General features: G+C 67.6%; 17 protein-coding genes. 9 read left to right on the forward strand and 8 right to left on the reverse strand.

What is annotated here, in order from left to right; all coding sequences use genetic code 11:
- Positions 1 to 12 precede the first annotated feature (12 nt).
- Positions 13 to 957, reverse strand: a complete 945-nt coding sequence (locus AC0Z2B_RS09020) for a DUF4880 domain-containing protein (protein ID WP_476296129.1) — start codon at positions 955 to 957, stop codon at positions 13 to 15.
- Entirely contained in the window at positions 954 to 1,490 is a 537-nt protein-coding gene (locus tag AC0Z2B_RS09025; RefSeq protein WP_416424295.1) for a sigma-70 family RNA polymerase sigma factor, read from the reverse strand. The genes AC0Z2B_RS09020 and AC0Z2B_RS09025 overlap by 4 nt, the downstream gene beginning before the upstream one ends.
- Before the next feature lie 178 nt (positions 1,491 to 1,668).
- On the opposite strand from AC0Z2B_RS09025, the gene AC0Z2B_RS09030 reads away from it, so the two are divergent.
- Complete coding sequence (locus AC0Z2B_RS09030) at positions 1,669 to 2,493, forward strand: SDR family oxidoreductase (RefSeq protein WP_473006734.1); 825 nt, start codon at positions 1,669 to 1,671, stop codon at positions 2,491 to 2,493.
- A 9-nt stretch (positions 2,494 to 2,502) separates the two neighbouring features.
- Here the strand turns inward: AC0Z2B_RS09030 and AC0Z2B_RS09035 are convergent, their stop codons facing one another.
- Positions 2,503 to 3,405 carry a LysR family transcriptional regulator gene (locus AC0Z2B_RS09035; RefSeq protein WP_476296233.1) on the reverse strand — a complete coding sequence of 301 codons (903 nt, stop codon included), beginning with the start codon at positions 3,403 to 3,405 and terminating at the stop codon, positions 2,503 to 2,505.
- A 298-nt stretch (positions 3,406 to 3,703) separates the two neighbouring features.
- Between AC0Z2B_RS09035 and AC0Z2B_RS09040 the strand changes: the two genes are divergently transcribed.
- From AC0Z2B_RS09040 to AC0Z2B_RS09055, 4 genes are all read left to right on the forward strand, one after another.
- Positions 3,704 to 4,843, forward strand: a complete 1,140-nt coding sequence (locus AC0Z2B_RS09040) for an efflux RND transporter periplasmic adaptor subunit (RefSeq protein ID WP_416424293.1) — start codon at positions 3,704 to 3,706, stop codon at positions 4,841 to 4,843.
- A 3-nt stretch (positions 4,844 to 4,846) separates the two neighbouring features.
- Entirely contained in the window at positions 4,847 to 7,999 is a 3,153-nt protein-coding gene (locus tag AC0Z2B_RS09045) for an efflux RND transporter permease subunit (protein WP_476296131.1), read from the forward strand.
- Positions 7,999 to 9,381 carry an AdeC/AdeK/OprM family multidrug efflux complex outer membrane factor gene (adeC, locus tag AC0Z2B_RS09050; protein ID WP_476296133.1) on the forward strand — a complete coding sequence of 461 codons (1,383 nt, stop codon included), beginning with the start codon at positions 7,999 to 8,001 and terminating at the stop codon, positions 9,379 to 9,381. The genes AC0Z2B_RS09045 and adeC overlap by 1 nt, the downstream gene beginning before the upstream one ends.
- A 63-nt stretch (positions 9,382 to 9,444) precedes the next feature.
- The gene (locus tag AC0Z2B_RS09055) at positions 9,445 to 11,163 is read left to right on the forward strand and encodes a thiamine pyrophosphate-dependent enzyme (RefSeq protein ID WP_476296135.1); all 1,719 of its coding nucleotides are present in this window, start codon (positions 9,445 to 9,447) and stop codon (positions 11,161 to 11,163) included.
- Between the two features lie 6 nt (positions 11,164 to 11,169).
- Here the strand turns inward: AC0Z2B_RS09055 and AC0Z2B_RS09060 are convergent, their stop codons facing one another.
- Together AC0Z2B_RS09060 and AC0Z2B_RS09065 are read right to left on the reverse strand one after the other, a co-directional pair.
- Entirely contained in the window at positions 11,170 to 11,859 is a 690-nt protein-coding gene (locus AC0Z2B_RS09060) for an LrgB family protein (RefSeq protein WP_476296137.1), read from the reverse strand.
- Positions 11,856 to 12,329 carry a CidA/LrgA family protein gene (locus AC0Z2B_RS09065; protein WP_476296139.1) on the reverse strand — a complete coding sequence of 158 codons (474 nt, stop codon included), beginning with the start codon at positions 12,327 to 12,329 and terminating at the stop codon, positions 11,856 to 11,858. Before AC0Z2B_RS09065 ends, AC0Z2B_RS09060 begins: the two co-directional genes overlap by 4 nt.
- Before the next feature lie 111 nt (positions 12,330 to 12,440).
- On the opposite strand from AC0Z2B_RS09065, the gene AC0Z2B_RS09070 reads away from it, so the two are divergent.
- From AC0Z2B_RS09070 to AC0Z2B_RS09085, 4 genes are all read left to right on the forward strand, one after another.
- On the forward strand, positions 12,441 to 13,334 hold the full coding sequence (locus AC0Z2B_RS09070; protein ID WP_476296141.1) for a LysR substrate-binding domain-containing protein: 894 nt from the start codon (positions 12,441 to 12,443) through the stop codon (positions 13,332 to 13,334).
- Positions 13,335 to 13,558: 224 nt separating this feature from the next.
- Positions 13,559 to 16,621, forward strand: coding sequence for a PAS domain-containing hybrid sensor histidine kinase/response regulator (locus AC0Z2B_RS09075; protein ID WP_476296143.1), 3,063 nt, complete (start codon positions 13,559 to 13,561; stop codon positions 16,619 to 16,621).
- 353 nt (positions 16,622 to 16,974) lie between these two features.
- Positions 16,975 to 17,574 carry a DUF1842 domain-containing protein gene (locus tag AC0Z2B_RS09080; RefSeq protein ID WP_416424273.1) on the forward strand — a complete coding sequence of 200 codons (600 nt, stop codon included), beginning with the start codon at positions 16,975 to 16,977 and terminating at the stop codon, positions 17,572 to 17,574.
- A 15-nt stretch (positions 17,575 to 17,589) separates the two neighbouring features.
- Positions 17,590 to 18,048, forward strand: a complete 459-nt coding sequence (locus AC0Z2B_RS09085; RefSeq protein ID WP_476296145.1) for a DUF1842 domain-containing protein — start codon at positions 17,590 to 17,592, stop codon at positions 18,046 to 18,048.
- 66 nt (positions 18,049 to 18,114) lie between these two features.
- On the opposite strand, the gene AC0Z2B_RS09090 is transcribed toward AC0Z2B_RS09085, so the two are convergent.
- Genes AC0Z2B_RS09090 through AC0Z2B_RS09100 form a run of 3 tightly spaced genes read right to left on the reverse strand, consistent with a single transcriptional unit; the run spans position 18,115 to position 20,947 of the window.
- Positions 18,115 to 18,429 carry an NIPSNAP family protein gene (locus AC0Z2B_RS09090; RefSeq protein ID WP_476296147.1) on the reverse strand — a complete coding sequence of 105 codons (315 nt, stop codon included), beginning with the start codon at positions 18,427 to 18,429 and terminating at the stop codon, positions 18,115 to 18,117.
- Positions 18,426 to 20,141 carry an FAD-dependent oxidoreductase gene (locus tag AC0Z2B_RS09095; RefSeq protein WP_476296149.1) on the reverse strand — a complete coding sequence of 572 codons (1,716 nt, stop codon included), beginning with the start codon at positions 20,139 to 20,141 and terminating at the stop codon, positions 18,426 to 18,428. The genes AC0Z2B_RS09090 and AC0Z2B_RS09095 overlap by 4 nt, the downstream gene beginning before the upstream one ends.
- A complete protein-coding gene (locus AC0Z2B_RS09100) occupies positions 20,138 to 20,947 on the reverse strand; it encodes an SDR family NAD(P)-dependent oxidoreductase (RefSeq protein ID WP_476296151.1) in 810 nt (269 codons plus the stop codon). Before AC0Z2B_RS09100 ends, AC0Z2B_RS09095 begins: the two co-directional genes overlap by 4 nt.
- Between the last annotated feature and the right edge of the window lie 49 nt (positions 20,948 to 20,996).

Here is a 20,996-nt window from a genome sequence, read left to right on the forward strand (position 1 = left end):
CGCGCCCGTGGCTCAGGCGCGCGCCTCCAGGCTGACCCACCAGGGCAGCACGCGGCTGACCCGCACCGGCAAGGCGCTGGCCAGCGACGCCAGCGCACGGTCGGTATCACGGATAGAGAAGGTGCCCACCACCGGCAGCTGCGCCACCCGTGGGTCGCAACCCAGGTAGCCGTGACGGTAGCGCGCCAGCTCTGCCACCACCTGCCCCAGCGGCGTGCCGTCGGCCACCATCACCCCGTTGACCCAGGCGCGGTGTGCCTCGTTAGCCGGCAGCAGCGGCCCCAGGCCCTGATGGCCGACGCGCAGCTGCTGGCCTTGCTGCACGCGCTGGCTGCGGCCATTGCAGGCCACCTCCACCACGCCGGCGTAGACGTCCAGGCACAAGCCCGCTTCGGCCAGGCGCAGGTTGAACAGCGCCCGCTGCGAGGTCAGTTCGGCCACCGGCGTGGTGATGCGGAAGGTGGCGCCCCGGCGCTGTTGGTCATCCAGCAGGATCTCGCCGCTGATCAGCTTGAGGCCGCCGTCGCGCTGCAGGTCCACGGCGCTCAGGGTGTTCAGCCACAGCTGCCCTCCCCCGGCCAGCGCCACGTGGCGGTGCTCGCCCGTGCGGGTAGCGTAATCGGCGAACCAACCGCTGCCGCCCGCGTCCAGCGTGCGCCAGCCCAGCCAGGACGCCAGCCCCAGGCCACCCAGCGACAGCAGCGTGCGCCGCCGGCTGATGCCGGCGCTGCCACCTGCCCGCAGCGCCGCCAGGGCGCCGTGTTTCTCGGCGCTGTCGCCGAACTGGCCAAAGCGTCCGCCCACCCGTTCCACCAGGCTCCAGGCGTGGCGGTGCTCGGGGTGCTGGTCATGCCAGTGGCGCCATTTGGCCTGGTCCTGCTCGCTGGCCCGTTCCGAGCGCAGCAAGGCGTACCAGGCGGCGGCCTGCTGCAGCACCTGGTGCTGGGAATGGCTCATGGCGCCAGGCCCGCTTCCAGCAACAGGCACTGGAACATCGCCTGGGCCATGTACTTCTTCACCATGCGCTCCGACACCTGCACCCGCGCGGCAATCTCGCGGTAGCCCAGGCCATACAGCTGCGCCAGCAGGAACGCCTCGCGCGCCTTGCCCGGCAGGCGCCGCAGCATGGCGTCGATCTCCTCCAGGGCCTCCAGCACCAGCGCGCGGTATTCCAGCGACGGCTCGACGAACTCCGGCTGCGCCGCCAGCGCCTCCAGCCACGCCCGCTCGATGCGCTGGCGCCGCCACTGGTCGATGCACAAGCCCCGCGCCACCGTGCACAGGAACGCCCGGGCATCGCCGCTGCCGGCGAACTGGCGCGGCTTGAGCAGCAGGCGCACGAAGGTGTCGTGGGTCAGGTCGGCCACGTCCGCGGCGTTGAAGGAATGGCCGAAACGCCGGCTCAGCCAGTGCTGCAGCCACCCGCCATGATCGACATAGAGGTGGCCGACGTCAGCGGCAGACGGGGCGCAAGGGCTTGGCGTGGACAAGGGCGGATCAACCAGGGATGCGAATGAAGGTGCGGATAATAACCACTCTCATAAAAGCTGTCGACGGCTGCCTGGGGCTGCACTGCTGAATGGCGTTCACAAGGGTACGCGGCGCTGGCCCTCTAATCGTCACCGGCCTGCTGCCCTATAGTGCCGGCACAACGTTCAGGAGGCAGTCATGACAGAAGTAACCGTGGTAATCGGCGCCGGCTCCATCGGCCAGGCCATCGCCCGTCGCGTCAGCGCCGGCAAGCACGTGCTGTTGGCGGACCTGCGCCAGGCCAACGCCGACGCGGCCGCCAAGGTACTGGCCGACGCCGGCTTTGCCGTGAGCACCGCGAGTGTCGACGTGGCCTCCCGGGCCTCGGTGCAAGCCCTGGTGGCCACCGCCGTGGCGCTCGGCGACATCACCGGGGTGGTCCATGCCGCCGGCGTCTCCCCTTCCCAGGCGCCGCCGGCCACCATCCTGGCCGTGGACCTGTATGGCACCGCGCTGGTGCTGGAGCTGTTCGGCGAGGTCATCGCCAAAGGTGGCAGCGCCGTCGTCATCGCCTCGCAGTCGGGGCACCGCCTGCCCGCGTTGTCCCAGGCGCAGAACCGAGCGCTGGCCCTGACCCCGACGGACGAGCTGCTGGCGTTGCCCATGCTGCAACCCGACCAGGTCACCGACCCGCTCAACGCCTACCAACTGTCCAAGCGCGGCAACTCGCTGCGGGTGGCGGCCCAGGCCCTGCGCTGGGGCAAGCGCGGTGCGCGGGTGAATACCATCAGCCCGGGCATCATCTTCACCCCCCTGGCCCGGGACGAGCTCGACGGCCCGCGCGGTGCCGGCTACCGCGCCATGATCGCCGCCAGCCCGGCGCAGCGCGGCGGCACGCCCGACGAGGTGGGCGCGGTCGCGGCCTTGTTGATGGGCCCTGAAGGCACCTTCATCACCGGCAGCGACCTGCTCATGGACGGCGGGGTGACCGCGCACTATTGGTACGGCGACGCCGCCAACTAAGGCCGGCCCCTACCCTTGGGTGCGCACCCAGTCGCGCAGCGCCTCGGCGAACAAGCGCAACGCCAGCGGCGGATGGCGGTTGGCCGGGTAGTAAAGGCAGGCGCCGGGGTAGTACGGGCCCCAGTCGGGCAGCAGGTGCACCAGCCGCCCGTGCCGCAGGTGCTCCTCGACCTGCTGGCGCGGCAGCCAGGCAATGCCTATGCCCGCCAGCGCCGCCTCGGTCATCAGGTTGAGGTTGTCCATGGTCATGGGCCCGTCCACATCGAGACTGGCGCTGCGGCCCAGGTGCTCCAGGTCCCAGCGCAACAGCGCGCCGCTGGCGAAGCGAAAGCGAATGCAGCGGTGGGCCTTGAGGTCTTCAGGGGCCTGGGGCGCCGGGTGCCGGGCCAGGTAATCGGGCGAGGCCACCGCAGCAAAACGCACGTCGGGGCCGAAGCGCACGGCGATCATGTCCTTGGGCACATCGTCGAACAGGCGGATGCCGGCGTCGAAGCCCTCGGCGACGATGTCCACCAGGCGGCTGTCGGCAGTGCACTCGATATGGATGTTGGGATGCGCTTCCAGGAACTGCGGCATCACGTGCCGCACCAATAACGTGAAGGACGATTCCGAGGCGCTGAGGCGAATGGACCCCGAGGGTGTGTTGCGTGCCGAGGTCACCTCGTTGACCGCGCCCTCCAGGTCGTCCAGCAGCGGCTGCACGCGCTGGAACAGCTGCTCACCGGCTTCGGTCAGGGCCACCGAGCGCGTGGTGCGGTTGAACAGCCGCAGCTCCAGCCGAGCCTCCAAGCCACGCATGGCATGGCTCAGCGCCGACGCCGAGACGCCCAGCGTACGCGCCGCACCGCTGAAGCTGCGTTGCTGGGCGATGGCCACGAATGCCGTCAACTCCGGGAGCCCTGTTCGAATCATCAGCGACTGCGCCCACACCGTCCAATTGACCTGCAGTGTATCTGCCGCGCCGCTGATTGCGAAGGCGGCCATTGATGAGCACCGCTCACATCTTCATTCACGATATCGGCATTATTCAACTCAATACCCGCTGGTAACATGCGCCTCGACTGACAACGCCCCTCCCTGACATTGCGCGCCGCAACGGCGCCCGCTTGCCCCAACCACAACAAACACCGTTTTTTCCTTGCTGGTCCTGCCCAACTTTTTATTGCTCCTGACAGCGCTGCCTGCTGTCCGGGCCCGTTTCGAGGTTTACATGCAACTCAAACCAATAGCCCCCGCACTCGCCTCGGCGATTGCCATTGCCACGCTGCTCAGTGGCTGCAACAAGGAGCAGCCGGCTGCCGCCAAGGCCCAGGTGCCGGAAGTCGGCGTGGTGACGCTGCAGCCTGGCACCGTCAACCTGTCCCAGGACCTGCCGGGGCGCACCAGCGCCTACCGGGTCGCCGAGGTGCGGCCGCAGGTCGATGGCATCGTGCTCAAGCGCCTGTTCCAGGAAGGCAGCGACATCAAGGCGGGCCAGCAGCTGTACCAGATCGACCCGGCCACCTACGAGGCCACGCTGGCCAACGTGCAGGCCAGCCTTGAGCAGTACCGCTCGCTGGCCACCCGCTACCGGCAGTTGATCGACGAGCAGGCCGTCAGCAAGCAGGAATACGACAACGCCCGCGCCCAGCAGCTGCAGGCCGAGGCGCAGGTGCGCAGCGCCCAGATCAACCTGCGCTACACCAAGGTGCTGGCGCCCATCAGCGGGCGCATCGGGCGCTCCGAGGTCACCGAGGGTGCACTGGTGGCCAACGGGCAAACCACCGCCCTGGCCACGATCCAGCAGTTGGACCCCATCTACGTCGACGTTACCCAGTCCTCGGCCGACATGCTCAAGCTGCGCCGGGCGCTGGACGCAGGCCAACTGCAAACCCAGGGCGGCACCAAGGCCAAGGTCAGCCTGACCCTGGAAGACGGCCGGCTCTACCCGCAACAAGGCACCCTGGAGTTCTCCGAAGTGTCGGTGGACCCCAGCACCGGCTCGGTGACCCTGCGCGCGGTCTTCCCCAACCCCGACCGCCTGTTGCTGCCGGGCATGTTCGTGCACGCGCAGATCCCTACCGGTACTGCGCAAAATGCCATTCTTGCCCCGCAACTGGGTATTACCCGCGACCTCAAGGGGCACTCCACCGCGCTGGTGGTCACCCCCGACAACAAGGTCGAGCTGCGCGAACTGACCGCCAACCGCACCATCGGCACCCAGCTGCTGGTGGAAAACGGCCTGAAGGCCGGCGACAAGGTCATCGTCGAAGGCCTGCAGTTCGTCAAGCCCGGCGCTGAAGTCGTGCCTCATGAAGTCAAGGCAACCCTGGTGTCCGACGCCAGCGCCCCTGACGCGAAAGCGGAGTAACCCATGTCCAAGTTTTTCATCGACCGGCCCATTTTTGCCTGGGTCCTGGCGCTGGTGATCATGCTGGTGGGTGGCCTGGCCATCCTCAAGCTGCCGATCAACCAGTACCCCAACATCGCCCCGCCGGCCATCGCCATCCAGGTCAGCTACCCCGGTGCCTCGGCGCAGACCGTGCAGGACACCGTGGTGCAGGTCATCGAACAGCAGATGAACGGCATCGACCACCTGCGCTACATCTCCTCGGCCAGCAACGCCGACGGCAGCATGCAGATCATCGTCACCTTCGACCAGGGCACCAGCCCCGACATCGCCCAGGTGCAGGTGCAGAACAAGCTGAGCCTGGCCACCCCGCTGTTGCCCCAGGAGGTGCAGCAGCAAGGCCTGCGCGTGACCAAGTACCAGCAGAACTTCATGATGTTCGTGGGCCTGGTGTCCACCGACGGCAAGTCGAGCAAGGAAGACCTGGCCAACTACATCGTCTCCAACATGCAGGACCCGATCTCGCGCACCCCGGGCGTGGGTGACTTCCAGGTGTGGGGCACCCAGTACGCCATGCGCGTGTGGATCGACCCGGCCAAGCTCAACCAGTACCAGCTGACCCCGGTGGACGTGACCGAGGCCATCCAGGCGCAGAACGTGCAGATTTCCTCCGGCATGATCGGTGGCTTGCCTGCGGTGAAGGGCACGGTGTTCGACGCCACCATCATTGGCAAGACCCGCCTGCAAAGCGCCGAGCAGTTCGCCGAGATTCTGCTCAAGGTCAACCCCGACGGCTCGCAAGTGCGCCTGAAGGACGTCGCAACGCTGGGCCTGGGCGGTGAAAACTACAGCGTCAACGCCCAGTCCAACGGCGCCCCGGCCTCCGGTATCGCCATCCGCCTGGCCACCGGCGCCAATGCCCTGGACACCGCCAAGGCGATCCGCGCCACGGTGGACAAGCTCAAGCCGTTCTTCCCGCCGGGCGTGAAGGCGATCTACCCGTATGACACCACCCCGGTGGTCACCGAGTCGCTCAAGGGCGTGGCCCACACCCTGGGCGAAGCCATTGTGCTGGTGTTCCTGGTGATGCTGCTGTTCCTGCAGAACCTGCGCGCCACCATCATCACCACCCTGACCGTCCCCGTGGTGCTGCTGGGGACCTTCGGGATCCTGGCTGCCACCGGCTTCACCATCAACACCCTAACCATGTTCGGCATGATCCTGGCCATCGGCCTGCTGGTGGACGACGCCATCGTGGTGGTGGAAAACGTCGAACGGGTGATGGCCGAAGAGCACCTGTCGCCCAAGGAAGCGACGCGCAAGTCCATGCAACAGATCCAGGGTGCACTGGTCGGTATCGCGCTGGTGCTGTCGGCAGTGTTGCTGCCCATGGCCTTCTTCGGTGGCTCTACCGGCGTGATCTACCGGCAGTTCTCCATCACCATCGTCTCGGCCATGGCCTTGTCGGTGTTCGTCGCCCTGGTGTTCACCCCGGCGCTGTGCGCCACCTTCCTCAAGCCCATTGACGAACACGCCCACGGCCAGCCCAAGCGCGGCTTCTTCGGCTGGTTCAACCGCCAGTTCGATGCGGCCACCGCCAGCTACGAGCGCGGCGTGGGAAGTGTCATCCGCCACAAAATGCCGGCCTTCATGGCCTACGCGCTGCTGGTGGTCGGCATGATGTGGATGTTTACCCGCATCCCCACCTCGTTCCTGCCCGAGGAAGACCAGGGCGTGATCTTCACCCAGGTGCAGACCCCGCCCAACACCTCCGCCGAGCAGACCCAGAAGGTGCTCGACCGCATGTCCAGTTACCTGCTGGACAAGGAGCACGGCGAGGGCAATGCCGTCAGTTCGGTGTTCACCGTCAACGGCTTCAACTTTGCCGGCCGTGGCCAGAACTCGGGCATCGCCTTCGTGCTGCTCAAGCCGTGGGACGAACGCAACGCCGACAACTCGGTGTTCAAGATTGCCGCGCGCGCCCAGCAGGAGTTCTTCAAGTACCGCGACGCCCTGGTGTACGCCGTGGTGCCGCCCTCGGTGCTGGAACTGGGCAACGCCACCGGCTTCGACTTCTACCTGCAGGACGAGGCCGGCGTCGGCCACGCCAAGCTGATGGAAGCGCGGAACAAGTTCCTGGAGCTGGCGGCCAAGAGCCCGATTCTTGCCGGCGTGCGCCCCAACGGCCTGCCCGACGAGCCGCAGTACCACCTGACCATCGACGACGAACGCGCCCGTGCCCTGGGCCTGTCGCTGACGGACATCAACACCACCTTGTCGGTGGCCTACGGCAGCAGCTACGTCAACGACTTCATCGACCGTGGCCGGGTGAAGAAGGTGTACGTGCAGGGCCAGCCCGACTCGCGCATGCACGCCGAGGACCTGGACAAGTGGTTCGTGCGCAACAGCAGCGGGCAGATGGTGCCGTTCTCGGCGTTCGCCACTGGCCAGTGGGTGTACGGCTCGCCCAAGCTGGAGCGCTACAACGGCGTGTCCTCCACTGAAATCCTCGGCGCCCCGGCCCCTGGCCACAGCTCCGGCGAAGCCATGGCCGAGGTCGAGCGCATCGCCCAGCAACTGCCGTCGGGCGTGGACATCTCGTTCACCGGCCTGTCCTACGAGGAACGCCTGTCCGGCTCCCAGGCGCCCGCCCTGTACGCCATCTCGATCCTGGTGGTGTTCCTGTGCCTGGCGGCGCTGTATGAAAGCTGGTCGATTCCCATCGCGGTCATCCTCGTGGTGCCGCTGGGCGTGATTGGTGCGCTGGTGGCCACCAGCCTGCGCGGCCTGTCCAACGACGTGTTCTTCCAGGTCGGCCTGCTGGTGACCGTGGGCCTGGCGGCGAAGAACGCCATTCTTATCGTCGAGTTCGCCAAGGAGTTGCACGAGCAAGGCCTGAGCCTGTTCGAGGCAGCCACCCAGGCCTGCCGGATGCGCCTGCGGCCGATCGTCATGACGTCCCTGGCGTTCATCCTCGGCGTGGTGCCGCTGACCATTTCCACTGGCGCCGGCTCCGGCAGCCAGCACGCCATCGGTACTGGCGTCATCGGCGGCATGATCACCGCCACGCTGCTGGCGGTGTTCTGGGTGCCGCTGTTCTTCGTCAGCGTATCGACGCTGTTCAAGGGCGCGCGCAAGGACAAGCCCGCCGCCTCCATCGAGAGTGAGACTGCCTGATGAGAAAGACCCTGATTGCCCTGGCGGTGGCCGTGACCGTGCTCGACGGCTGCTCGCTGATCCCTGCGTACCAGCGCCCGGCGGCGCCGGTGCCGGCGCAGTACCCCCAGGGGGCCGCGGCTGCCGCGGCCGCCCCGCAAGGCTGGCGCAGCTTCTTCCACGACCCGGCGTTGCGCCTGCTGGTGCAGCGCGCCGTGGACAACAACCGCGACCTCAAGGTGGCGGTCCTCAACATCGAGGCCTACCGCGCCCAGTACCGCATCCAGCGCGCCGACCTGCTGCCGGCGGTCAGCGCCAACGCCACGGCGACCCGCGCGCGCACCCCGGCCGACCTGTCCCAGAGCGGCGCGACCAGCGTCGCCGGCCAGTACGGGGTAAACCTGGGCGTCAGCGCCTATGAGCTGGACCTGTTCGGCCGCGTGCGCAGCCTGAGTGACGCGGCCCTGCAGACCTATTTCGCCCAGGATCAGGCCCGCCGCGCCGCGCAGATCAGCCTGGTGGCCAGCGTGGCCAACGCCTACCTGACCTGGCAGGCCGACCGTGAGCTGTTGGGGCTTACCCAGGACACGCTGGCCGCCTACGAGCAAAGCCTGCACCTGACCCGGCGCAGCAGCGACACCGGCGTGGCCTCGGCGCTGGACGTGGCCCAGGCGCGCACCGCGGTGGAAAGCGCCCGGGCCAGCCTGGCCACCTACCAGCGCCAGGTGGCCGAGGACGAGAACGCCCTGGTGTTGCTGCTGGGGGCGCCATTGCCGGCCGACCTGCCAGCGCCGCAGCCACTGGCCGCCAACCAGCTGGAAGAGGTGCCCGCAGGGCTGCCGTCGGACCTGCTGGCCCGCCGCCCCGACGTGCTGCAGGCGGAATACGCGCTCAAGGCCGCGAACGCCGACATCGGCGCAGCGCGGGCGGCGTTCTTCCCCAGCATCAGCCTGACTGCCAGCGCCGGCACCGCCAGTGCCAGCCTGGGCGGGCTGTTCAAGGGTGGCGCCGGGGCCTGGACCTTCGCGCCCGCCATCAACCTGCCGATCTTCAACGCCGGCGCGCTGAAGGCAAGCCTGGACTACGCCAAGCTGCAGAAGGACATCGGCGTCGCCACCTACGAAAAAGCCATCCAGACCGCGTTCCGCGAGGTCGCCGACGGGCTGGCAGCACGGCAAACCTACCAGCAACAGCTGCAGGCGCAGCAGGACCTGGTGGCCGCCAGCCAGGCCTACTACCGCCTGGCAGACCGGCGCTACCGCATCGGCGTCGACAGCCACCTGACCCTTCTGGATGCCCAGCGCTCGCTGTTCAGCAACCAGCAGGCGCTGATCAGCGACCGGTTGGCGCAGTTGCAGGCCCAGGTCAACCTGTACCGCGCCCTGGGCGGCGGCATGGGCTAAAACCTGAACTCCCCGGCGGGGCATGGTGACTAACCTGCTGTGCCCCTAAACCGAGGAAACCCCATGCCCAGCAAAAAAGTCGCCGACGTGGTCATCGAAACACTCCAGGCCGCCGGGGTCCGCCACTGTTACGGGATTGTCGGCGACACCCTCAACCACGTCACCGATGCCATTCACCGCAGCGACATCCAGTGGGTGCACATGCGCCACGAGGAGGTCGCCGCCTTCGCCGCCGGCGCCGAGTCGTTCATCAGCGGGCGGCTCACCGCCTGCGCCGGTTCGTGCGGGCCTGGCGGGCTGCATTTCATCAACGGCGTGTTCGAGGCCCAGCGCAACGGCGCGCCGATGGTGCTGATCGCCAGCCAGGTGATCACCAGTGAGCTGGGCATGGACTTTCCCCAGGAGGTGGACTTCAAGGCCATCTATGGCCCCTGCACGGTGTTCTGCGAGCAGGTCTACACGCCTGGCCAGGCCCGGCGGGTCACCGCCCTCGCCGCCCAGACCGCGCTGAACGAAGGCGGCGTGGCGGTGATCATCCTGCCGTCGGACATCAGCATGGCCGAGGTCAAGGATGAGCTGCCCTTCGCCGCGCATCACCCCCGCCCGCAGAGCCAGCCCAACCCCGACGAGCTGGCGCAGGTGGCGGCGTTGCTGGCCGCCGGCAAGAAGGTCTCCATCTACGCCGGGTTCGGCTGCGCCGGTGCCCACGACGAGCTGCTGGAACTGGCGCGGCTGCTCAAGGCGCCCATTGCCCACACCTCGCGAGCCAAGGATTTCGTCGAGTACGACAACCCCTACAACATGGGCATGACCGGCGTGTTCGGCGTCGAGTCGGGCTACCACGCCATGATGGAGTGCGACACCCTGCTGTTGCTGGGGGCCGACTTTGCCTGGAAGCAGTTCTACCCGCAGAAGGCCAAGGTCATCCAGGTGGACCGCAAGGGCGCGCACCTGGGCCGCCGCCACCCGGTAGACCTGGGCGTGGTGGGCGATGTGCTGCCGACCTTGCGCGCGCTGCTGCCGCTGATCGAGGAAAAAACCACCGTGGCCTGGCTGGAGGAATGCCTCAAGCATCGCCAGGACACATTGAAGACCTTGGCCCACGACCAGCGCCACACCGACGGCGAACTGATTCACCCGCAGTACCTGACCCACCTGGTGGACACGCACGCCAGCAGCGATGCGCTGTTCACCGCCGACGGCGGCTCGCCCATGGTGTGGGTGCTGCGCCATATCAACGTCAACGGCGCCCGCCGTACCCTCACCAGCCTGCGCCACGGCACCATGGCCAACGCCATGCCCCAGGCGCTGGGCCTGCAGAAGGCCTACCCGGACCGCCAGGTCATCTCGCTGTCGGGCGATGGCGGCCTGGCCATGCTGCTGGGGGATTTGCTCACTGCGGTGCAGGAAAAGCTGCCGATCAAGGTGGTGGTGTACAACAACGCCTCGCTGAATTTCGTGCAGATCGAGCAGAAGGTCGAGGGCCTGCTGGACAACTACACCGATTTGCACAACCCCGACTTTGCCGAAGTGGCGCGGGCCATGGGGCTGTGGGGGCGGCAGGTCAGCGAGGGCGCCGCGCTCGAGGAGGCCGTGCAGGCATTCCTGGCCCAGCCAGGGCCGGCGCTGCTGGACGTCAAGGTCAACCCCGAGGAGCTGGTGATGCCGGCCAAGGTCGAGTTCGCCCAGGTGGCCGGCATGGCGCTGTACTCGGCCAAGGCGGTGCTGGGCGGGCGTGGCGGGGATGTGAAAGACCTGCTGGTGAACAACTTCCTCAAGTGAGGACCGTCAGCCCAGCAGCATCGCGATCACCGGTGCCAGCACCACGGTCAGCACGCCGCTGAAGATCATCGTCAGGCTGGCCACCGCGCCCTCCTCCGGGCCCACGGCGCGGGCGATGCTCAAGCCAAAGCCATGGGCCGCCGCGCCAAACGGCGCGCCCCTGGCCACCCGCGAGCGCAGCGGCAGCAGCGTCAGGATCACCTCGCCCAGCACAATCCCGAACAGCCCGGTGATGATCACGAACAGCCCGGTCAGCTGCGCCGTGCCGCCCAGGTGCGCCGAGGCCTCTACCGCAAACGGCGTGGACACCGAGCGGGCCAGCAGGCTGCGGGCAATGTGGCTGTCGATGTGCAGCGCCTTGACCAGCAGTTCGGTGGTGGCGATGGACACCACGATGCCCGCCACGCTGCCCACGCACAGGGCCAGCCAGTATTGCTGGATCAGGCGCCGTTGCTGGTAGATCGGCAAGGCGAAGGCCACGGTGGCCGGGCCCAGCAGCCACACCAGCCAATGGGCGTCCTGGAAGTACAGCGGGTATGGCGTGGCGGTGACCTGCACCAGCACGATCAACAGCAGCGAGGTGACGATGGCCGGCATCAGCCACACGCGCTTGTAGCGCTTGTAGACCGCCTGGTTGGCGTAGAACAGCCCCACGGTCACCAGCAGGAACAGCAGCGAGATCAGCGACGCGCTCATTGTGCCAACTCCTGTGGGCCGGCCACCGGGCGCTTGCCGCGCTGTGCGGTCAGGCGCTGCAACTGGCGCTTGCGGGTCCAGGCGCACAGCCACTCGACGGTGAAGGCCGTGGTCACCAGCACCGAGACGAAGCCCACGCCGATGGCGACCATCAGCTTCAGGCCTTCGCTTTCGAACAGGCTGGTGTACTGCACCACCGACACCACCAGTGGAATGAAGTACAGCAGCATGTTGGCCAGCAACAGCTCGCCGCCCTGCTCGAACAGGGTCGGCTTGACCACCCCGCTCAGCAGCAGCGCCACCAGCACCAGCAGCCCGAGGATGCCGCCGGAAATGGGCAGGTGCGCCAGTGTGGCGACCCGGTCGGCCAGGGACCAGACCAGTATCAGCAACAGGATCTGGCCGATGATCTGCAGCCAGCGCAGCGCGGTCCGCGAGGGACGTGGGGGAGTAAGGGGGCGGGTCGACATGGGGCGTTCCAGGGTGCAATGAACCAGGTGAAGTGACGCCATGCTAGCCAGTTGACCTTGAAAGATATAATGAATTAACTTCATCAAAATCATGCCAATCTGGAATGCACCATGGACATCCGTGCCCTGCGTTATTACGTGGAAGTGGTCGACCAGCAGAGCTTCACCCGCGCCGCCACGCGCCTGCACGTCACCCAGCCCACGGTGAGCAAGATGGTCCAGCAGCTGGAGCAGAGCTTTGGCGTGGCCCTGCTGGCCCGCGACGGCAAGCGCTTCCAGGTCACCGATGCCGGGCTGGTGGTGTTGCAACGGGCCCGCGAGATCATCGCCCTGCACGACGCCATGAAGGTGGAAGTGCGCGACCTGCAGCAGATCGAACGCGGCGTGCTGCGCATGGGCCTGTCGCCCTTCACCCACACGGTGTTGGCGCCGGTGCTGGCGGCGTACCACGCCAACCACCCGAAAATCGAGCTGAAGCTGTTCGAGATTGGCAGCAACGCCACGGTCGCCGACCTGCGCGACGGCGCCCTGGAACTGGGGACTTTGCTGGACTTTCCGCGGGTGGCCGACATCTGGGCCGAATTCGACTCGCTGCCGCTGTTCGAGTCGCCGCTGTGCCTGCTGGCCCCGGCGCAGTCCGTGTGGCAGGGCCGCGACTTCGTCGAACTGCGCGAGCTGGCCGACTGCGACTTCATCTTCTACGGCGACGCCTTCGCCCTCAACGACCTGGTCACCGACGCCTGCGCCGAAGCCGGCTTCGTGCCGCGCATCAGCGGCCGCAGCGGCCAGTGGGACTTCATTGCCTCGCTGGTGGGCCTGGGCGTGGGCATCGCCCTGCTGCCGCAGATGTACTGCCAGACCCTGCGCCCCGAGCAATTCACCATCGTGCCGGTGCGCTCGCCGGCGCTGATCTGGAAGCTGGTGCTGGCGTGGCGGCGCAACGGCCAGCTGTCGTTTGCGGCCCAGGCGTGGCTGCAGCTCGCCAGAACCCTGCTGTCCCCGTAGCAGCAACTGTCTGGAAAATGGCGTCGTCTGCATCGCGGCCTATGGGGTATCCGCATTCGCGTAGCAGCTGCCGAAGGCTGCGTCCGGGCGACCCGGCGGCGCCTATGGACGCGGCCTACGGCCGCTGCTACGAGATACGCTGCATCCTATCCCGGGCAATCTGACGCGGCCTGCCGGCCGCTGCTACATTGTTAACAACGATTGCAGCCACCCAAGGGTCTACGATGGCCGCAGAGATCACCGCCGCCAGGCTGCGGAGCAACCCCGGCTGGGCCATTGCCGCCCTGGCGCTGGGGCTGGTGCTCACGGGACTGGCGGTGTGGCAGCGCCTGGACACCAACCAGCAGGAACTCGACGAAGCCGTCGCCCAGCAGGCCAACCAGATTGCCGACCGGGTGGTGGAGCGCCTGACCTTGTACCAGTACGGCCTGCGCTCCCTGCGCGGGCTGTGGCACACCGTGGGCGTCGATAGCCTCAGCCCCGCGCAGTTCGCCACCTACAACGCCACCCGCAACGTGGTGCTGGAGTTCCCCGGCGCGCTGAGCTTCGGCATCGTGCGCAAGATCTCCGCCGCCCAGGTCGCCAATTTTACCCAACAGGCCGTGCAGGAAGGCGAAACCGCGTTCACCGTGCACGGCTTCGCCCCCCACGACGGCGACGTCTACGTGATCCGCTACGTGCAGCCGCCCGGCCCGCGCAACATCGCCCAGGGCCTGGACATCGCCTCCGAGCCCAACCGTCGCAAGGCCGCCGACGCCGCCTTGCTCACCGGCGAGCCGCAGCTCACCGGCCCCGTCACCCTGGTGCAGAGCGAGGGCGAGGTGCGCCGCGGCTTCCTGATGGTGATGCCGGTGTACCAGACGCCCACCCCGCCTGACGGCTATGCCCAGCGCACCGCGCAGGGCATTGGCTGGACCTACGTGTCGCTGTTGATCAAGGACGTGCTCAAGGACCTGAACTGGCACAGCGCCGGCACCCAGCTGGAAATCGCCGACATCACCGATACCTCGGCGGCCCCGCCCTTCTACGCGCAGGCACGCAACCCCGAGGATGCAAAGGCCGTGGCCAGCTCCAGCATCGAACGGCAACTGTTCGGCCGTACCTGGCACATCACCCTCACGGTGTTCCCACCCTTCGTTCGCCAGCTGCACCCTACCCCGCCCGGGCTGATCCTGGCCCTGGGCCTGCTCAGCAGCCTGCTGCTGGCCCTGGTGGTGCAACTGCTGCGCCAACGCCTGCTGCGCGACATCACCGAGCAGAAAGCCCACCACGCCAAGACGCAGCAACTGGCCCAGGTGCTGGAAAGCGAGGTCAACCAACGCACCCAGGCGCTGCAGAGCCTGGACCTGCTGCTGAAGAACATACTCGACGCCGCCACCGGTGTGTCGATCATTGCCACCGACCCCAATCGCATCATCCGCGTGTTCAACCGCGGCGCCGAGCGCATGCTGGGCTATGGCGCCGAGGAAGTCATCGGCCGCTTCACCCCGGAGCTGATGCACGACCCCGACGAGTTGCGCGCCCAGAACCAGCAGATGGCCGCCCGCTACGGCGGCGAGTTCAGCGGCATCGACGGCTACGTCGCGCAAACCCGCAACCAGGCCGAACCGTCGGTGTTCCAGTGCCATTACCGGCGCAAGGACGGCAGCTACCTGCTGGTGCACCTGGTGGTCACGGTGATGCGCGACCACACCCAGGCCATCACCGGCTACCTGGGCTTCGCCATCGACGTCAGCGCCCAGCGCGAGCTGGAAATCAACCTGCAGAAGGCCAAGGTCGAGGCCGACAAGGCCAACATGGCCAAGTCCGCGTTCCTGGCCAGCATGAGCCACGAGATCCGCACGCCCATGAACGCCGTGCTGGGCATGCTGCAACTGGCCGCGCAGTCGGGCCTGAACGCCGACCAGCAGGACTTCGTCAGCCGCGCCCAGACCGCCGCCACGCTGTTGCTGGGCCTGCTCAACGACATCCTCGACTATTCCAAGATCGAGGCCGGCAAGCTACAGGTCGACGAACACCCGTTCAACCTCGAAGAGCTGCTGCGCGACCTGGGCGTGGTGCTGTCCGGCAACCAGCCGCACAACGACGTCGAGCTGATGTTCGATATCGACCCGCAACTGCCCCTGGGCCTGATCGGCGACAGCCTGCGCCTGCAACAGGTGCTGATCAACCTGGCCGGCAACGCGCTGAAGTTCACCTCCGCCGGCCAGGTCGTCATCAGCGTGCGCCAGGTGCGCCGCAGCGCCAGCCGCGTGGGCATCGAGTTCGCCGTGGCCGACAGCGGCATCGGCATGGACGCCGAGCAGTTGGCGCGGATTTTCCAGGCGTTCAGCCAGGGCGATGCCTCCACCGCGCGCAAGTTCGGCGGCTCGGGGCTGGGGCTGTTGATCTGCAAACGGCTTACTGACCTGATGGGCAGCGACCTGCGGGTGGACAGCGAACCGGGCCTGGGCAGCCGCTTCTGGTTCGAACTGGGCCTGGCCATCGACCCGGCGCAACAGCCTGCCAGCCCGTTGCCGCCGTTGCAGGTGCTGCTGGTCGACGACAACCCCCTGGCCGGCGCTTTGCTCAAGCGCAACCTGGAAGGCCTGGGCTGGGCGGCCGAGCGCATCACCCGCCTGGACCAGGCGTTCACCCAGGCGTTCGACGTGCTGGTGGTGGATTGGCGCCTGCTGGAGGCGCAGCCGCCCCAGGCGTTGGGCCCGCTGAAGGCCATCGAACAGCTGGTGGTGCTGGTGACCGCCTTCAGCCGCGACGCCGCCACCCAGGCCTTGCACGGCGCCGGGCTGCGGCCACCGCTGCTGCTGACCAAACCCCTGACCCCGCGCCAGCTGGCCAGGCACCTGGCCGACCTGCGCCCGGCGCCCAGCCAGCCCCCGGCAAAACCTGCCACCGCCCCTGCCCGGCCCAAACGCCTGGCCGGCCTGCGGCTGCTGCTGGTGGAAGACAACGCGGTAAACCAGATGGTCGCCGCCGGCCTGCTCAAGGCCGAGGGCGCCAGCGTCGACCTGGCCGACTGCGGCATGGCCGGGGTGGAGCGCGCCCTGCACGCCCAGCCGCCCTACGACCTGGTGCTGATGGACCTGCGCATGCCCGACATCGACGGCCAGGAAGCCACCCGCCGCATTCGCCAGGCCATCCCGGCCGACCAGTTGCCCATCGTCGCCATGACCGCCAACGTCTCCGAGCAAGACCGCGAACAGTGCCTGGCGGCGGGGATGAATGAACACGTGGGCAAGCCGATCAATCTGGAGCGGTTGGTGGAAGTTATTCGCAGGTTCCGTTAACACCCCGGACGCAGCCTTCGGCAGCTGCTACGGAGGTGGGCAGCCCCTTCGTCGGCCCAGCTTAATTTGCATATGGTTATTCTTTATTTTGCAATAATCAACCATCTGTCGGCACCTATTCGATTTCATCTGCACGCCCGGAAACCGGTGCTTAACTGAGGAAGCCACCGGGCAGGTGGCACGACTTGCACCCCAAGATGCGGAGCCGAACAACCCGTATTCATTAGGCTAATACCTAAACGCCAGGCGCCACGGCGAACGGTTTCGTGCCTGCGGGCTTCGCGCTCCACCCACCGTCTGCCTTGTGACTAACGCAACTTGATCCTTAACCATTGCTTGCATTGGAGGCAACAATGTCTGAATCAACTCTGCACACCGTCGTTGGGCTTTTCCCCGTTTCCCTGGATGTGGGCACTCACAAGCCTGGGGCCCAGCAGCTGCAGCTGGACCTGCTGGTGAACACCCCGCGCCGCGTGCTGACCGGCGCCGCCACCCTGACCCAGGCCATCAACCCGCCGCTGGATCTGCATGTGCAGGTCGCAGGCGACTACACCTACCTGGGCCTGATTCCACCGACCGATGCGCGCATTCTGCTGACCCTGCAGGGCCGCAAGGCGGGCCAGGGGCCGACGGCGCCGATCATCTTCAAAGCGCAGCTGGTACTGGAGCCGAACTGGCAGCTGGGCGTTGCCAGCTATTCGTATGAGGTCAACGGCCAGTGGCATTCGGTCGAGCAGGTGCCGGTGAAAGTGGACGCCCAGCGCATCCGCGAACGCGGCCATGTCGACCAGGCCGCGCGCTTCCACCAGGCCACGGTGGAAGCCGCCATTGCCGGCGGCGACCTGGTGCAGCTCAAGCGCCTGGCCGGCGACCATGCCGGCGCGGCCTTGCACAGCGCCATCGACCAGAACAAGGCGGCTGCCAGCAAACCCGCCAAATCCGCCAAAGCCTGAGCAAGGAGCACTGACATGGCTAACGCTATCGGTCTGTTTCACACCCGCCTCAACGTGCGCAAACCCATCCTGGGTGCGCCGGAGCTGACCCTGGACCTAGTGGTCAACACGGTGACCCGCCAGGTGTTTGGCAGCGCCCGCATCACCCAGCCCACCCACCCGGTGCGCGAATTCCACGCCGACCTGTGGGGCGAGTTCGCCGAGCTGCCGTTTGGGCCGGGCGGCGTCAACCAGATCAGCCTGCACCTGGACGGCAACCCCAGCGGCCGCACCAGCGAGCTGGCCGAGACCTTTCACCTGCAGGCGTTGCTGGCCGGCGACTGGGCCCAGGGCAACGCCAGCTACCGGTTCTTCGACAACGGCCTCTGGACCAACCTGGCCAGCGTGCCGGTGCGCCAGGCGCCGGACGTGGCCTTGCAGGCGGCTGCCAACGAGCGGTTGCATGAGGTGATTCGGCAGTTGGAATCGGCTTAGGGCCAGGACGCGGCCTGCGGCAGCTGCTACGAAAACGCGGTCCTGTAGCAGCGGCCGCAGGCCGCGTCACTTCAGGCAAGCAAACACCACAGGCCGGATGATCCGCGTCTCCTGCGCCACCACCAGGTGCCGCGTGGCCTGCAAATAGGCAGCAAACTCCACATCCGCATCACGCGCCAGGCTGCGGCGCTCGAAATCGGCCAAATCCTCATAGCCCCACAGGTGCACCACCTGGTTCAGCGGGCCGATGCTGCTGGTGTAGAACGCCAATGGCCGCCCCAGGTGCCGCAGCAGAATCGGCATCGCCAGGCGCTCGAACACTTCCAGGAACTCGGGCATGCCCCGCGGCACGATGGTATAGACGCGATGGTCGACGATCATGCCGGCTGCTCCTCTGCCTGTTGCTGCAACACCCCCGCCAGGTGCCGCCCGGTGATGTAGCCAAGGGTCATGATCGGCCCCAGGGTGATGCCGGCGCCGGGGTAGTTGCCGCCCATGATGCTGGCGCGGTCGTTGCCCACCGCGTACAGGCCTTCGATGGGCCGGTCGCTGGCGTCCAGCACCTCGCCCACCACGCTGGTGCGCAGACCGTCGAAGGTACCTAGGTCGCCCATCACGGTTTTCACCGCGTAATAGGGCCCGTCGCCAATGGGCGCCACGCAGGGGTTGGGGCGTTGCTGCGGGTCGGCCAGGTAGCGGTTGAACGTGGTGCTGCCACGGCCGAACGCTTCGTCGCGGCCTTGGGCGGCGCCACGGTTGTAGCTGGCGACGGTGCGCGCCAGGCCCTCGGCGTCGATGCCGGCCTTGGCGGCCAGCTGCGCCAGGGTGCGGCCCTTGAACAGGTAGCCCTGGCGAATCAGCTTGCCCAGGGGCATGGGCGATGGCTTGGCGTAGCCCAGGCCGTACTTGCCCAGGGTCTTTGCGTCGCACACCAGCCACATGGCCGTGTCGCTACGTGCGGCGTCGTTGGCGATCATGGCCTCGCCGACGTCGTGGTAACTGTTGGCCTCGTTGGTGAAGCGCTGGCCGCTGGCGTCCACGCCGATCACCCCGGGCTTGTAGCGGTCCAGCAGGTGCGGGAACGCAGTGAAACGGCCCTTGCCCATCGGCACCTTCGACACCGGCATCCACGCGGCGGCGGCTTGCAGGCGAATGTCCACGCGCCCGCCCACGGCTTCGGCCAGGCGCGCGCCGTCGCCGGTGTTGCTGTCGGGCACCGGCGAGAAGTGCTCGCCGCCGCGCTTGACGTGGGGGTAGGCCTCGCGCAGCCGCTGGCGGTCGTGGGAGAAGCCGCCGCCGGCCAGCACCACCGCACGGCGCGCCTGCAGGCGGCATTCGCCCTGGGCGCTGGTGGCGAGCACGCCGGTGATGCGGCCCTGGTCCTTGAGCAACTGCCGCGCCGCAGTGCCGGTGAGAATCGGAATGCCCAGGTCCAGCGCCGACTTGGCCAGCCGCGCGGCCAGGGCGTTGCCGCTGGTGACCTGGGTGCCACGGCGGTACAGCAGCATCTCCTTGAGGTGGGTGGCCAGGCGCCGGGCCACGTAGACGAACGAGGTCAGCGAGCGCGTGGCGTTGAAGAAGTGCTTGAGGTCGGCGTTGGACGAATTGAACATCATGCCGATGAAGGTGATGGTCTTGAGCGGTGGGCGCAGGCGCGCCATGTCGGCGCCCAGCTGGCGGATGTCGAACGGCGCGGCGAGGATCGAGCGGCCCACGTCGAGGCCGCCCGGGGCGTCGGGATGGTAGTCGGGGTACAGGGTGGGGACGAACTGCACGGCGGTCTCGCGCTGGAAGAAATCGACCATCTGCGGGCCGTGCGCCAGGAAGGCCTCGATGGCCGCGTCGTTATAGAAGGCGCCAGCCTGGTCGCGCAGGTAAGTGCGCGCCAGCGCCAGGCTGTCGTTGGCCTGCTGGGCCTTGCCCAGGCGGTTGTTGGGAATCCACAGCACGCCGCCGGAGAACGCCGTGGTGCCGCCGAAGCAGTCGGCCTTCTCGATGACCACCACGTCAAGGCCGGCCTTCTTCGCCGTGATGGCGGTGCTCAGCCCCCCTGCCCCGGCGCCTACCACCACTACGTCGCAGGTCCGGTTCATGGCCGTGCTCCTTCGAAGCCTGGGCGTGGCAACAGGGCCATGGGCATGCTTTCGAAGCCGCCGTCCACCAGCAGTTCGGCGCCGTTGATGTAGTTGGCGCGCTGGCTGGCCAGGAACAGCACGGCGTCGGCAATGTCCTGGGGCTCGCCGATGCGCCGGCTGGCGGTCATGGCGCTGCGCTGCTGTTCCACCTGCGGGTCGGCGTAGAAGGCCGCCGACAGCGGCGTGCGAATCAGCCCCGGGCACACTGCGTTGCTGCGCACGCCGCGCGCGCCCCACTCTACCGCCAGCTGGCGCGACAACATGCTCACCCCCGCCTTGGCGGTGCTGTAGGCGCCGCTCCAGGGTTGCGGCGCGTGGGCGGCAATGGACGCGACATGGATGATGCTGCCGCTGCCCTGGGCCAGCATCGGCTGGCCGAACGCCTGGGCGCACAGCAGGTAGCCGCTGAGGTTCACCGCCAGCACCTGGTTCCAGTGTGCCAGGCTGATGTCTTCCAGGCGGCCGGGGCGCATCACACTGGCGTTGTTGACCAGCACGTCGCAACGGCCATGGCTGGCCAGCACCTGGGCGGCGGCCTGGCGCACGCTGGCGGCATCGCTGATGTCGCAGGCCAGGGCGCTGGCCGCGCCGCCCAGGGTGGCGGCCAGGGATTGGCATGTGTCCAGGTCAAGGTCCAGCAGCACCAGGGTGGCGCCCTGGGCGGCCAGCTCGCGGGCGACTATGGCGCCGATGCCGCCGGCCGCGCCGGTGACCACGCAGACGCGCGAGGCCAGGTTGAGCCAGTCATTGTTCTTGTTGTGCATGGTTTTCTCCAACGGGCGCCGCGACAGGCGGCGCTTCCACAGGCCACAG

The organism is Pseudomonas sp. GYB4201, from assembly GCF_056312595.1.

Coding starts and splice junctions, on each gene's coding strand:
- AC0Z2B_RS09020 (WP_476296129.1), bottom strand. CDS start 957: ATGAGCCATTCCCAGCACCAGGTGCTGCAGCAGGCCGCCGCCTGGTAC.
- AC0Z2B_RS09030 (WP_473006734.1), top strand. CDS start 1,669: ATGACAGAAGTAACCGTGGTAATCGGCGCCGGCTCCATCGGCCAGGCC.
- AC0Z2B_RS09035 (WP_476296233.1), bottom strand. CDS start 3,405: ATGATTCGAACAGGGCTCCCGGAGTTGACGGCATTCGTGGCCATCGCC.
- AC0Z2B_RS09040 (WP_416424293.1), top strand. CDS start 3,704: ATGCAACTCAAACCAATAGCCCCCGCACTCGCCTCGGCGATTGCCATT.
- AC0Z2B_RS09045 (WP_476296131.1), top strand. CDS start 4,847: ATGTCCAAGTTTTTCATCGACCGGCCCATTTTTGCCTGGGTCCTGGCG.
- adeC (WP_476296133.1), top strand. CDS start 7,999: ATGAGAAAGACCCTGATTGCCCTGGCGGTGGCCGTGACCGTGCTCGAC.
- AC0Z2B_RS09055 (WP_476296135.1), top strand. CDS start 9,445: ATGCCCAGCAAAAAAGTCGCCGACGTGGTCATCGAAACACTCCAGGCC.
- AC0Z2B_RS09060 (WP_476296137.1), bottom strand. CDS start 11,859: ATGAGCGCGTCGCTGATCTCGCTGCTGTTCCTGCTGGTGACCGTGGGG.
- AC0Z2B_RS09065 (WP_476296139.1), bottom strand. CDS start 12,329: ATGTCGACCCGCCCCCTTACTCCCCCACGTCCCTCGCGGACCGCGCTG.
- AC0Z2B_RS09070 (WP_476296141.1), top strand. CDS start 12,441: ATGGACATCCGTGCCCTGCGTTATTACGTGGAAGTGGTCGACCAGCAG.
- AC0Z2B_RS09075 (WP_476296143.1), top strand. CDS start 13,559: ATGGCCGCAGAGATCACCGCCGCCAGGCTGCGGAGCAACCCCGGCTGG.
- AC0Z2B_RS09080 (WP_416424273.1), top strand. CDS start 16,975: ATGTCTGAATCAACTCTGCACACCGTCGTTGGGCTTTTCCCCGTTTCC.
- AC0Z2B_RS09085 (WP_476296145.1), top strand. CDS start 17,590: ATGGCTAACGCTATCGGTCTGTTTCACACCCGCCTCAACGTGCGCAAA.
- AC0Z2B_RS09090 (WP_476296147.1), bottom strand. CDS start 18,429: ATGATCGTCGACCATCGCGTCTATACCATCGTGCCGCGGGGCATGCCC.
- AC0Z2B_RS09095 (WP_476296149.1), bottom strand. CDS start 20,141: ATGAACCGGACCTGCGACGTAGTGGTGGTAGGCGCCGGGGCAGGGGGG.
- AC0Z2B_RS09100 (WP_476296151.1), bottom strand. CDS start 20,947: ATGCACAACAAGAACAATGACTGGCTCAACCTGGCCTCGCGCGTCTGC.